The organism is Marinovum sedimenti, from assembly GCF_054052205.1.
Genome location: NZ_JBSWBT010000002.1, coordinates 51,716 through 64,362, shown reverse-complemented (window position 1 = coordinate 64,362; position 12,647 = coordinate 51,716). Strand labels below are relative to the sequence as shown.

The window sequence follows — 12,647 nt, the reverse complement described above, 5'->3', positions numbered from 1 at the left end:
AGGACAAACGATGTTGACCCACCCCACCTTGGACCAGCTCCGACAGATGAAGCTCGACGGCATGGCCGAGGCTTTCGTCGACTTGCAGGCGCAAGATGCCACCACCGACCTGAGCCACGCCGAATGGCTTGGCCTACTGGTCGACCGCGAGGTCGCTACCCGCAATACCCGGCGGTTCCAGACCCGCATGCGAGCGGCAAAGCTGCGCCACGTCGGGGCAGCCATTGAAGACGTCGACTTCCGCACACCGCGCAAACTGGACCGGGCATTGTTCCAGCAACTCGCTACCGGACGCTGGATCAAAGACGCCCGCAACCTGATGATCACCGGCCCCTGCGGGGTCGGGAAGACCTGGCTTGCCTGCGCCCTGGGCCAGAGAGCCTGCCGCGACAACCTCACCGTCATCTACCAGCGGCTGCCACGCCTGTTCGCCGATCTCGACTTGGGCCATGGCGACGGACGCTTTCCACGCCTTTTCCGATCGCTGGTAAAGGCAGACCTGCTCATTCTCGACGACTGGGGGCCGGACCGCCTGACCGCCGGTCAGCGTCGCGATCTCATGGAGATCGTCGAGGACCGCCATGGACGCGGCTCGATCCTGATCACCAGCCAACTCCCGGTCGCAGCCTGGCACGACGTCATCGACGAACCCACGTTCGCCGATGCCATACTCGACCGCTTGGTCCATAACGCCTATCGCCTCGAACTGGACGGCCATTCAATGCGCCGCTCGACAGGTGCCACAGAAAAAGTTGACGAAGGCCCCACGGCCTGACATCAAAAACCATGCCTTCGCGGCGACGATCCTCAAGTGACCGGATACCCCGGAATGACTGACCGGATGTTGTCGGAACAGCCGACCGAATGCGTCGGAATGCGCACGCTGACCGTCTGGTTCGATCCCTCGATGCGGTGGGAAGCCATTCCGTCGGGCCGTCGCGGACGTCAACAGGCCTATAGCGACGCTGCAATTCAGGCCTGCCTCACCCTGAAGGTCATCCCGGACCGTCTTGCCCAGATCCCGCCGGATCAGGAGATCGCCACCGTTACAGCCGACGGTGCCTACGACACGCGCGCCTTCCACGAGGCCGTCGCCGAGCGCGGTGCGGCAGCAATCATTACGCCCCGCCGCAACGTCAGGCCATGGAAGCCGGACAGCGCCGGAGCCCAGGGGTAATCGCCACTTGTAAAAAGGCGCGTCGCTGACCCCGTGCTTACGGCACAACTCCTTCGCACCAAGCCCCGCCTTATGCTCCTTCAGTATCCCGATTATTTGTTCTTCGCTGAAACGGCTTCTCTTCATCGTCTGTCACCTCAGTTGGAGAACAGGCTAACTCAAAACACCGGACTTTTCAGGGGAGCAGGTCATGTCTTATAATCGCAGTCAGTTTGACGGCAATGTGCCCGACATTGCCGTCAAAAGTTGCTTCACTTTGCCGCTTCTAGCGCTGTGCTCAAAACTGCGCGGTCGCCAACATGGTTAGCCAAAATTAGGATCAGCCGAGCATTGAACGCATCGCTTTCCTCTTTGCTCAGCTCTTCATGTGCACCGAGCAATTCATCGTAGAACCCGTCTGGATCGGTGATGTTAGCGTCAAGATTGAGTTCCATAATTACTGTCCTCTTCCTGTTGCAATTCGTACGCCCGCTTGGATGTCCGTGACGTTGGCGGTTGCCCAACGTGCCACAACATGCTGATCTGGCCGGATCAGATAAACACCACAGGGTTCGTCCCCCAGATATCGTGCAGCAATTGCCCCGGTCGGGTCATCGCGGTTTGTATCCAGTTGGATTGTACGAACCGAAATTCCATCTACATCCGTTATCGCTGGTGGCATGGCATTGATCGCCAAGACAGTAAAATCATCGCCCAAACCATCGAGCAAGAACCCGGCCTTCAACGGCGCATCGGCGCAAGTGGCCCCGACACGGCTGCGCGTTGGGCCGTTCAATTCATCAGGCCCGTTCAAAAATAACCCGTCATACACGCAAGGCACCGACAGGCGGCCCGAATTCACCAAAGGCCGCGCGAAGGCGTGTTTTTGCGCCAGTTCAAGGACCGCATTGCGGAAAATCTTGCTGATCTCGCTTTTGGGCGTAAGGAAGTCCGTCGCGCGCGTGGAGTTCAAGATATTTTCATCCGCCCCATGCACACGTTCTTCTGAATAGCTGTCGAGCAGGCTGTCTGGCGCAAGCTCTTTGATCACAAGATCAAGTTTCCACGCCAAATTGTCGGCATCCTGAACACCCGAGTTCGCGCCTCGTGCGCCAAATGGCGACACTTGGTGCGCGCTGTCACCAGCGAACAGCACATTTCCATAGCGGAATTTTTCCATGCGTCGGCATTGGAATGTATAGATTGACGTCCATTCCAGCTCGTATTCAGCTCCCTCGCCCAACATAGCATCGACGCGGGCGCGAATGTTTTCTGGCTTCAATTCCTTGGCGCGATCAATGTCCCAGCCAAGCTGAAAGTCGATCCGCCAGATATCGTCGGGTTGTTTGTGCAACAAGGCCGACGCGCCGCTGTCTTTGAACGGCGGCTCAAACCAGAACCAGCGCTCCGTCGGGAAATCAGCCTTCATTTTGACGTCGGCGATCAGGAAGTTATCCTCGAACACCCGCCCATCAAAGCTAAGGCCCAACATGTCCCGCGACGGGGAACGCGCACCATCGCAGGCGACCAGCCAGTCCGCCTCAACTTGGTATGGGCCATCTGGGGTGTCGAGCTCCAACACCACATAATCGTCGTGTTGCGTAATACCTGTCACCACGTTCTGCCCGCGAATTTCAATCGGTGCGCCCTCGGCCTGTGCCTCACGGATTGTATCCACGAGGAACTTTTCAAAATAGGGCTGCTGGAGGTTGATGAACGCTGGCGCTTTGTGCCCATCTTCGGGCGACAGGTTGAATTCAAACACCCGCTCATCGCCATGAAACACTTTGCCGACGTTCCAGACGACACCCTTGTCGACCATGGCTTCAGCCGCGCCAAGGCGGTCGCAAATCTCAAGCGTGCGTTTGGCGAAACAAATCGCGCGACTGCCCTGCCCGACCCCTTCGTGGTCATCCAGCACCAACACTGGCGTTCCCTTGCGACCGAGATCAAGGGCAGTTGCCATACCAATTGGCCCGCCCCCAATGATCACCACGGGGTGTCGCTTGGGTTTCAAGTCCTGATCTGCAACCTTGGCGTAAGGGTACAGTTTGAATGCGATGTCGTAACGAACGTCGACCATGTATTGTCCTCCCAGACCTTAGCCCTGCAACTGCGCCCACATGTCCAGATCGCGCTTGTCGGTCCAGATACGTGGGTGCCAAATGCCACGGGCTTCGTCGTAGGCACGGCTGACGTTGAACGGCAGGCAGTGTTCATAGATGGCGTAATCTTTGAACTTTGGATCACATTCCGCGCGCACGGCATCCCATGCGTCTTTCAATGAACCGCCCTTCATGGCGACCTTCTTGGCGGGTTCAAACGTGCTGTTCACAAAGTCGCGGGTGGACTCAATCGCGCGTTCAACGGCCTCTTTGCCGATCAAGGCGGCGCCACGACCGGGCGCGATCGCGTCCACATCGTAGGCTTTGATATTATCGAGCGTTTGGCCCCAATCGCCAAAATAGCCATCACCACAATAACAGGCGGAATGATCCTCGACGATGTCGCCGGTGAACATAACGTTTTGATCTGGAACGTGAATAACCGCATCACCCGCCGTATGCGCGCGACCGATGTGTTTGATGTCAACGCGGCGCTTGCCCAGATAAACCGTCATAGAGTCGTTAAACGTCGTTGTCGGGTAAGTCAGGCCGGGAATGGATTCATAGCCCTCAAACAGGCGTGGGAAACGCTGGAATTCACTATCCCAATCTTCTTGGCCGCGTTCTTCGACCATTGCGCGTGCCGTGTCGGACATGATGATCTGATCAGCACCGTAAGCAGACGCACCAAGAACACGCACCGCGTGATAGTGAGTCAGAACAACATGGCTGATTGGCTTATCTGTGACTTCACGTACCTTTTCGATGACCTTGTTCGCCAAACGCGGTGTCGCTTGCGCTTCTACAATCATGACGCTGTCGTCGCCGATAATGACGCCCGAATTCGGATCGCCTTCGGCTGTGAACGCCCAAAGGCCCTCACCGACTTCATCAAACGTGATCTTTTTTTCCGTCATATCCCCTTGGGATGCGAATGCTTTTGCCATTTTCTTGGTCCTTTATGCGGGGAATTTAACTGCGGGGCGGATCGTGCCTTCGCACGTGCCGAACCCGATTTGATAACCGTCGCCCTTCGCGGCACCGCGCAGGGTCAACGTGTCGTTGTCTTCGATGAATGTGCGGGTCTCGCCTGTGTCGAGCGTAAACGGCTCGCGACCGGCCCAGCTAAGTTCCATTAGCGATCCGTATTCGGATTTTTGCGGGCCAGAGATCGTACCAGACCCCAACAGATCGCCAGAGTTCATGCCGCACCCGCCGCTTGCATGGTGGCACAGTTGTTCGGCGGCGGAATAGTACATCCGGCTATAGTTTGTTTTTGTCAGCGACGTCGCTTTCGCAGCACCCTCAGGCTGCATCAAAACTTCGAGTTCAATGTCAAACAGACAATCGGTGGTGCTGTCGAGATAAGGCAGCAGTTTCTTGTCACGTGCTGGCGTTGCAGTTCGGAACGGTTCCAGCGCCGCTGTGGTCACGATCCAAGGCGAAATTGTTGTGCCGAATGCCTTGCCCTGAAACGGGCCGAGCGGTTGGTATTCCCAGCCCTGAATGTCACGTGCGGACCAGTCGTTTAGCAAGACATAACCAAAGATCATTGCGTCAGCCTGATCCACGGTAATGGGCGCGCCAAATTCAGATGACGTGCCAACGATAGCACCCATCTCAAGCTCAATATCCAACCGTTTAGACGGGCCAAAAGACGGCATGTCGGCGTCCGGCGCTTTGGATTGCCCGTTGGGGCGATGAATATCGGTGCCGGACACAACAACCGAGGACGCACGGCCGTTGTACCCAATCGGAATGTGCAGCCAGTTGGCTGGCAAATCTGGCGATCCACGCAGGATTGCACCCATGTTTTGCGCGTGCTGCTTGCCTGCATAAAAGTCAGTATATTCGGCAACCATCAGCGGCATGTGCAATTGCGCGTCAGCAATTGGGACAAGGTAAGGCTCAATCGCCGCTTGGTCCGCAGACCCTTCGGCAAGCATCTCTTGCAAGCGCGCGCGCAGTTTGGCCCAGACATCGGGCCCCAACTCCATCACGTCGTTCCAGAACGGCAATTCGAACGCGCCGTCTTCATCAAGCGAAATCAATTCAGCGGTTTCTAAGGCGGCCATATCAAGGATCATGTCACCAATCGCCACGCCGCAACGTGCATCTTCGCCATCCAGTGAGAACACGCCGTAGGGCAGATTGTTCAACGGAAAAGGCGTGTTAGCGGAATTCGCGCTGGTTACCCAGCTTTTCATCAGTGTCATAGGCCTAATTTCGCGTCAGGCTGTTTGTCAGGGTGCGCATTGGCTATGGCAGGAACAGTTAGACAGTGCCGTTCAATGCGCGCGGTTTTCGGGAAATTCGTCATATCAACGCCCCAACGGTGGGCGTTGTAAACTTGGGCTGTGATACAGATATCGGCCACGTTCGGGGCATCGCCAAAAGCAAAGGCATCACCGTCGGGCAGCATCGCCTCAAGCGCGGCAAACCCCTCGATCATCCAATGGCACATCCAATCTTTCGCTTGTTCAGGCGTCGCACCGAAACGCGATTTCAACTGCCCGATCAGGCGCAGGTTGTTCACCGGATGGATATCCATCGCGACCGTATGCGCCACAGCCATGACCTGCGCCCTCATCAAAGGGTCGCTCGGGATCAACTCCGGATCCGGCCATGTTGCATCAACATACTCAAGGATCGCCATGGATTGCGTCAACACGGTGCCGTCATCCAGCACCAACGTCGGCACGCCTTTGCCCGCATTCATCGTGACATAGTCGGGCGTACGTTGATCACCGGCAACGAGATCAACAGGCACAGTGTCATACGCCAAACCTTTCAGGTTCAGCGCAGCACGAACGCGGTAAGATGTAGTTGAACGCCAGTAAGAAAAGAGCCTCATTTCTTACCCGGCGTTCCGTCGAACTTCTTCTCAAGCGACGTCCAGCAATCGATATAATCGTCTTGCATTGGTGCCTCGTTCGCGGCGAATTCCGTCAGGTGCTGAGGGAAACGGGTTTCGAACATGAACGACATGGTCTCATCGAGCTTTTCTGGCTTCAGGTCGGCATTCGACGCGCCCTCGAATGCATCCTTGTCCGGACCGTGGGGGATCATCATGTTATGCAGGCTGACCGATCCGGGCGCAAAGCCGTTCGGCTTTGCGTCGTATTGGCCGTAAATGTTGCCCATCATCTCGGACATGACGTTCTTGTGGTACCACGGCGGGCGGAACGTATCCTCCATCGTCATCCAGCGTTCGCGGAACAGCACGAAGTCGATGTTCGCGGTGCCTTCGACACCGGATGCTGCGGTCAAAACGGTAAAGATCGACGGATCGGGGTGGTCGAACAAGATTGCCCCGATCGGGCAGTAGTCGCGCATGTCATATTTGACCGGCGCGTAATTGCCGTGCCAGGCCACAACGTCCAGCGGGCTTTGGTCGATCTTGGTTTCGTGGAATTGACCGCACCATTTCATCGTCAACGTGCTGGGCACTTCGCGGTCCTCAAAGGCCGCAACAGGTGTTTTGAAATCACGGCGGTTGGCCATGCAGTTGGCACCAATCGGACCACGCGCAGGCAGCTCGAATTTCTGTCCGTAGTTTTCGCAAACAAAGCCGCGTGCAGGCCCTTCGATCACTTCGACACGGTACACCAAACCGCGCGGCAAGATCGCAATTTCCTTGGGTTCCAGATCGATGACACCCAGTTCCGTGCAGAACCGAAGACGTCCCTCTTGTGGAACGACAAGCAGTTCTGAGTCGGCGGAATAGAAATACGCGTCTTTCATGCTCTCGGTAACAAGGTAAACATGCGATGCCATGCCGACCTGTGTGTTCACATCACCTGCCGTGGTCATCGTGTGCATCCCCGTCAACCAAGTCAGCGGCTTTTCAGCATGAGGCAGGGGATTCCAGCGGTACTGCCCAAGGCTGGTCACATCATCAATCACATGCGGCGCGGATTTCCAGTATGGTACATCTATGCGTTCATAGCGGCCCGAATGCTTGACCGATGGGCGAATGCGGTAACACCACGTGCGTTCATTCTGATGGCTGGGCGCTGTAAACGCCGTTCCTGACAGCTGCTCTCCGTACAACCCATAGTTACACTTCTGCGGGCTGTTCATGCCTTGGGGCAAAGCACCGGGCAACGCTTCGGTTTCGAAGTCATTGCCGAAACCGGGCATGTAGCCTTCGGTTGTTCCAACAGGGGTCTGCGCCACATTCAAAGAACTCGGTGATGGCTTGGTCATGAAGAACCCCTTTTGGCAGATCAGATCGGATCGCTGCATTTGAAACTATCACTCTGGTATTAGTTGAAAATGTAACTATCAACGGAAATTTGCCATGGCAGACCCTCAAAACGATCGCCGCTTCGAAACTCTTTGCCTGACAGCGGACGGCGACAACGCCTACAAGACGCTGTGCGGTAAGGCTGGCAAGTTTGACCGCGAATTGTTCGCAAATTTCACATCCGAGGAAAGCGAAATTCTACGCAGGTGCCTGCGTCAACTGGCGGACCTTCACTAAAATCCACACCTTCAAAACGCAGCAACTAAACCTGACGTCGGATCGGACGGTTAACCTTTTACGACACCGTTTGCACACCACTCGTCAAAAATCTCCAACGCTTTATCAGCAAACTCGGCATCATTGATGTGGCATGGGATGCGGTGTTTGGTCACTGTCTCCGGCAAGGTTGCTTCGACTTCTGCCAAAAATGCGGCGAGACCCTCTGCGTTATGCAGATCGGCCCCCTCGCGATCCCACTCACCAAGCCCGAGTTCCGGCAGGATCATCGCAACAGGCCCCATCGCGGTAGAAAGCTGTTTTGAATGGGCACGCGCGACTTGTTTGCAGTCATCTGCATTCAAGACAATCGACGTCAGCAGCCGATTATGCGCGTGTTTCATGTGGTTGGACCACTTGTCATCAATGGGCTTCCAACCGACGACATCCACCAAATCATAACACCCCGGCGCTACAATCTGGGGCGTTCCGTTTGCGCCTGCATTGGTCAGACGATCCGCACCGGCCGATATGTTTGACCCATGCGTATGGTTGCCCAGCTCTTGGGTGCAAAAATCAAACGTACAGGCAAAAGCGCCCTGCCCCGCAAGGCATTCGAAGGCGCGCCCGCCCATACCTGTGGCATGAAACACCGCAACTTCAAATCCGCGCGCTTCTAAAGCTGGCTTTAGCGGTATGACATATTTCAGCGCGGATGTACCGAGAGACATCATCCCAATCAATGGCTTGTCTGGATCCGGCATTTGCACCGCGCGCGCCGCCCCCAACACTGCCCCAGCCGCTTGTGAAAGCGATGCTTTACAAACGGAATTCAACCCGTAGAGGCCACCCGCCCACAGGATCATCTGTGTATCTGCGGCCAACCGGTCCTCAGGAATGAGAGGCGAAAACGATACCGTAGACACAATGTATTTCGGCACACCAAGCGGCAGCGCCGACGCCACATCCAGCGCAAGGTCTGTGCCCATGGTCCCACCCAGCACGATCATCCCGTCGAATGCCTTTTCCGCATACAACCGCGCGGCCAGCAGGCTCGCACCTTTCGCCATGATCTGCATCGCGAGGTTTTCATCGCCACTGTCGATCGCCTCTTTGATCGAGCTCCCACCCTCTTCAGCGACGTCGTGTTTGGAATAATCGCAAGGCTTTGACGGATCGCCCAGCACCGACACATCCATGGTGACAACCGTGCCACCCTGATCGCGGATCACACCCGCCAGAAACCCGAGTTCATCGTCTTTGGTGTCATAGGTGCCAATGACGAGAATGGTTTTGTCCATGTTCCGTGCGGGCATGATGGCCTCCTAAAGTTTGATCCAAGCGGTCTTGAGATTGATGTATTTGTCGATCGCATGCAGGGATTTGTCCGCGCCATTGCCCGACTGCCCGACACCGCCCAACGGCACCGTGCCATCTGCGCCGCCATAGGTGTTGACGTGCATGACACCCGTGCGCACACCGCGCACCATGCGGTGGGCACGGGACAAGTTCGATGTCCAAACGCCGCCAGCCAAACCGTAAACGGTGGAATTGGCAATTTGTATGGCCTCTTCGTCGGTGGTGAATGACGTCACACCCAACACAGGGCCGAATACCTCTTTTTGGGTCAATGTCGCATCCGGTGTGACGCCCGTCACGATTGTCGGCGCCATGTAATAGCCGCCGGTGCTTTCCAGAATGCGCGTGCCGCCGGTGACAACCTGCCCACCCTCAGATTTGGCCTTTTCAACGAACCCAAGGTTGGCTTGCAATTGGACGTCCGAGTTGACCGCGCCGATGTGTGTGTCCATTTGCAAAGGATCGCCAACGCGCATCCCTTCGGCTGCTTTGGCAACGGCGGCGACGAAATCATCGTGAATGGATGCTTCGACCAGCAATCGCGAACCAGCGACACAGACCTGACCGGAGTTGCGGAAAATACCAGCCGCCGCGACTTTTGCCGCTTCGTCCAGATTAGGGGCATCGGCAAAAATGATGTTTGGGGATTTGCCGCCCAGTTCCAAATAGACACGTTTCATGTTTGAACGCGCCGCATATTCCATCAACCGACGGCCTGTGCCGCCTGAACCAGTAAAGACCAAGACATCAACGTCCATGGACAGACCAAGCGTTTCACCAACGACTTTGCCCTCACCCGTTACCGCGTTCAGCACGCCAGCGGGCAAGCCAGCTTCAAGCGCGAGCTCGGCCATACGCATCAGTGACAGCGACGCCGTTTCAGATGGTTTCAACACCACCGAGTTGCCCATCGCAAGCGCGGGACCCAGTTTCCAAGCACCGATCATCAGCGGGAAATTCCACGGGATAATCGCGCCGACGACACCTACGGGTTCTTTGTGGATCAAGCCCAGAACATCCGAAGATGTCGGCGCGATCTCTCCATAAACCTTATCAAGAGCCTCAGCGTAATACCGGATCGTCGCCGCCGCTGATCCCGGTTCTGCCTTGATCGCCATGCTGATCTCGGTGCCATTGTCGCGCACGCCCAAAACGGCAAGTTCAAGCGCGTTGGCATCAATCAGGTCAGCCCATTTCATCAACACCTTTTTGCGCGCGGCGGGCGGTTGCCCTGCCCAACGACCGTCCTCTAACGCGGCGCGCGCTGATGCAATCGCAGCCTCCATATCAGCAGCCGTGCCAAGCGCGGTCGTCGTCAACACCTGACCGTCAATGGGCGAGATGATATCCATCGTGCCGCCATCACTGGCCGGCACATGTTTGCCGTCGATCAAATGCGCGAAGGGCGCAACAGGCTGCGCACGAAGCGCGTCAATCTTTGTCTGGTCCATGGGTCCTACCGTGTCTGGCTGTCGTGGAGATCGTGATCTTCTTCCGGCTCATGGGCACGGTATTCTTTGACCAGCGTGCGGATGTGCAGGGCAAGAACGATCACGATGATGGCAAAGATGATGAAAGAAATCGGGCGGTCGATCATGTCGAACGGCGTCTTGAGGCGCGGTAATGCGGATCGGAGTTTGACCTCCATGATGCCGCCCAGAACCATGCCCAGAATGATTGGTACAATCGGCAGGTTCAGGCGCTTTAACACTAACCCAAGCACGCCGAAGCCCGCTGCGATCATGCAATCTGTCAGAGAGTTCCGCAGCGAATAGACCCCCACAAAAGACAGCAGCAAGATCATGACACCCAAAAGACGTGTCGGAACGCGGATGATTTTGGTGAGAAGATTGGTAGAGAACAGTAAGAACACCATCACGATCACATTCAATGCGATCAGCGCGAAATAAAGCCCGTAGACCAGATCAATATTGTTCTGGAACAACTGCGGGCCGGGGATGACGTTATGAACGTAAAACACCGACAGCATCATCGCAGTCAGCGCCTCACCGGGGATGCCCAATGCCAAAAGCGGGATCATTGCGGCGGCAGGCACGGCATTGTTTGCGGCCTCAGACGCGATGAGGCCCTCGGGGCTGCCTTTGCCAAACAGATCGGGGTTTTTGGATGTTTTCTGTGCGTAAGTGTAGCTCATGAATTGGGCTGTGAATTCGCCCGTGCCCGGTATCATACCGAGGATAACGCCGAAGCCGGACGCAACAGTTGCCACTCGTTTGTGCTTTAGCAGTTCCTTGAAACCCGCACTCATCTTGCCTGTCACAGGCTTTGCATCAGGGCTACTGTCGGGGGCGGTCAACAGAAAGAACGCTTGGCTTAACGCGAACAGGCCCAGCACGACGACGATCAGGTTCACACCCGAACTCAGGAAGGACTGCCCGAAGGTGTAGCGCTGCGTATAGGTGACCGCATCAAGTCCCACCGTCTGCAAAAAGATGCCGAACATAGCGAGAAGACCGGCGGCAAAAATCTGTCCCCTATGCGCCAACACGACGAGGATAATGCCAAGCAGTGCCGCAAGGAAAATCTCTCGGCTGCCAAACATCGGGGCGATCAGGGCCAATACGGGCGAGAGTAAGATCAAACAACCAATGCCGAATATCCCGCCCCAGAAGGACGCAGAATATGCAAGCGACACGGCGCGATGCGCCTCTCCGTTTTCGGTCATGGGATAGCCGTCATAGGACGTCAGTGCGTTGACCGCCGTTCCAGGCGTGTTGATCAAAACCGCAGGGATCGCGCCGCCATACATGGACGATCCGTAAATGCCCAGAAGCATCGTCAGCCCCACAATCGGATCAAGCGAGAACGTCGCGGGGAGTAAAATGGCGATGGCAACCGCCGGGCCAACACCGGGAATAGCCCCGATAATGACGCCCCCGATGGACCCCACGAGCAGGGCCACCATGACGTCCCAACGGGCGAGCATCTCTAGGCCAGCAAAGATATTTTCCATGTCGATTGGTCCGATCAGAAATAGGTCAGCATGATCTGACGCAACCCGTCGGGCAGGTATTCATAGATCAAACCGGAGGGGAGGTTTACCTGCAACAAGGTCTTGAACAGCACAACAATAACGACGGCCGATGCCGCGGCTGACAACACGATGAGCGGACGGCGATAACCAGCACGCAGGGTCAACGCGACAGAAAACCCGACCGTGGTTAGAAGGTAGCCCGCATAGGGCACTGCACTGGCGTAGGCGATAAACCAAACCGCATATTCCAAAGCGCAAATCCACAACCAGACCTCTTGCCATCGCCCGTGAATGCGTTCCGACCACACGGATCCCAACAAATGAAGTCCTGCGAACAAGGCCATGCTGCCTAAAGACACAGCCGGCCAGAACCGTGGCTGCGCAAATAGCTTGTTACCCGCCTTCCACGCCGTCTGATCCATGATCTGCGACAACAGAAAGACCGAAAACAGAAACGCAAACCACGCGAATACAATGTCGCCGGGGCGGCGATACCGTTTGAACAAACTTTGAAGGGTTTTTACGCGCGACATGGATATAGTCCGTTGTTTGGCGTTGCATGGTCGG

General features: G+C 56.3%; 12 protein-coding genes and 2 pseudogenes. 3 read left to right on the top strand and 11 right to left on the bottom strand.

Annotation, left to right across the window (positions count from 1 at the left end):
* Positions 1–10 precede the first annotated feature (10 nt).
* Both istB and ACW9UO_RS17660 read left to right on the top strand, forming a co-directional pair.
* Positions 11–775, top strand: a complete 765-nt coding sequence (gene istB, locus ACW9UO_RS17665; protein WP_457085811.1) for an IS21-like element helper ATPase IstB — start codon at positions 11–13, stop codon at positions 773–775.
* A gap of 105 nt (positions 776–880) precedes the next feature.
* Positions 881–1,168: pseudogene (locus tag ACW9UO_RS17660) on the top strand (transposase); the annotation flags it as partial.
* Here ACW9UO_RS17660 and ACW9UO_RS17655 read toward each other — a convergent pair.
* From ACW9UO_RS17655 to hmgA, 7 genes and pseudogenes are all read right to left on the bottom strand, one after another.
* Positions 1,166–1,303: pseudogene (locus tag ACW9UO_RS17655) on the bottom strand (transposase); the annotation flags it as partial. The pseudogenes ACW9UO_RS17660 and ACW9UO_RS17655 overlap by 3 nt on opposite strands.
* A 125-nt stretch (positions 1,304–1,428) precedes the next feature.
* Complete coding sequence (locus ACW9UO_RS17650; protein ID WP_457088849.1) at positions 1,429–1,611, bottom strand: DUF2783 domain-containing protein; 183 nt, start codon at positions 1,609–1,611, stop codon at positions 1,429–1,431.
* Between the two features lie 2 nt (positions 1,612–1,613).
* Positions 1,614–3,239 carry an FAD-dependent oxidoreductase gene (locus ACW9UO_RS17645; RefSeq protein ID WP_457088848.1) on the bottom strand — a complete coding sequence of 542 codons (1,626 nt, stop codon included), beginning with the start codon at positions 3,237–3,239 and terminating at the stop codon, positions 1,614–1,616.
* A gap of 18 nt (positions 3,240–3,257) precedes the next feature.
* Positions 3,258–4,208 carry an MBL fold metallo-hydrolase gene (locus ACW9UO_RS17640; protein WP_457088847.1) on the bottom strand — a complete coding sequence of 317 codons (951 nt, stop codon included), beginning with the start codon at positions 4,206–4,208 and terminating at the stop codon, positions 3,258–3,260.
* 12 nt (positions 4,209–4,220) lie between these two features.
* A complete protein-coding gene (fahA, locus tag ACW9UO_RS17635) occupies positions 4,221–5,477 on the bottom strand; it encodes a fumarylacetoacetase (RefSeq protein WP_457088846.1) in 1,257 nt (418 codons plus the stop codon).
* Positions 5,474–6,115 (bottom strand): maleylacetoacetate isomerase, encoded by a 642-nt coding sequence (maiA, locus tag ACW9UO_RS17630; protein ID WP_457088845.1) that lies wholly within the window; start codon positions 6,113–6,115, stop codon positions 5,474–5,476. Before maiA ends, fahA begins: the two co-directional genes overlap by 4 nt.
* Positions 6,112–7,470: a homogentisate 1,2-dioxygenase gene (gene hmgA, locus ACW9UO_RS17625; RefSeq protein WP_457088844.1), complete on the bottom strand. Its 1,359-nt coding sequence runs from the start codon at positions 7,468–7,470 to the stop codon at positions 6,112–6,114. The genes maiA and hmgA overlap by 4 nt, the downstream gene beginning before the upstream one ends.
* Before the next feature lie 94 nt (positions 7,471–7,564).
* Between hmgA and ACW9UO_RS17620 the strand changes: the two genes are divergently transcribed.
* Positions 7,565–7,747 (top strand): hypothetical protein, encoded by a 183-nt coding sequence (locus tag ACW9UO_RS17620; protein ID WP_457088843.1) that lies wholly within the window; start codon positions 7,565–7,567, stop codon positions 7,745–7,747.
* A gap of 50 nt (positions 7,748–7,797) precedes the next feature.
* Here the strand turns inward: ACW9UO_RS17620 and ACW9UO_RS17615 are convergent, their stop codons facing one another.
* From ACW9UO_RS17615 to ACW9UO_RS17600, 4 genes are read right to left on the bottom strand one after another with little or no spacing between them, the layout of a single operon-like run.
* The gene (locus ACW9UO_RS17615; protein ID WP_457088842.1) at positions 7,798–9,027 is read right to left on the bottom strand and encodes a Tm-1-like ATP-binding domain-containing protein; all 1,230 of its coding nucleotides are present in this window, start codon (positions 9,025–9,027) and stop codon (positions 7,798–7,800) included.
* Between the two features lie 24 nt (positions 9,028–9,051).
* Positions 9,052–10,536: an aldehyde dehydrogenase gene (locus ACW9UO_RS17610; RefSeq protein ID WP_457088841.1), complete on the bottom strand. Its 1,485-nt coding sequence runs from the start codon at positions 10,534–10,536 to the stop codon at positions 9,052–9,054.
* Between the two features lie 5 nt (positions 10,537–10,541).
* A complete protein-coding gene (locus ACW9UO_RS17605) occupies positions 10,542–12,059 on the bottom strand; it encodes a tripartite tricarboxylate transporter permease (protein WP_457088840.1) in 1,518 nt (505 codons plus the stop codon).
* 14 nt (positions 12,060–12,073) lie between these two features.
* The gene (locus ACW9UO_RS17600) at positions 12,074–12,613 is read right to left on the bottom strand and encodes a tripartite tricarboxylate transporter TctB family protein (RefSeq protein WP_457088839.1); all 540 of its coding nucleotides are present in this window, start codon (positions 12,611–12,613) and stop codon (positions 12,074–12,076) included.
* Positions 12,614–12,647: the final 34 nt, after the last annotated feature.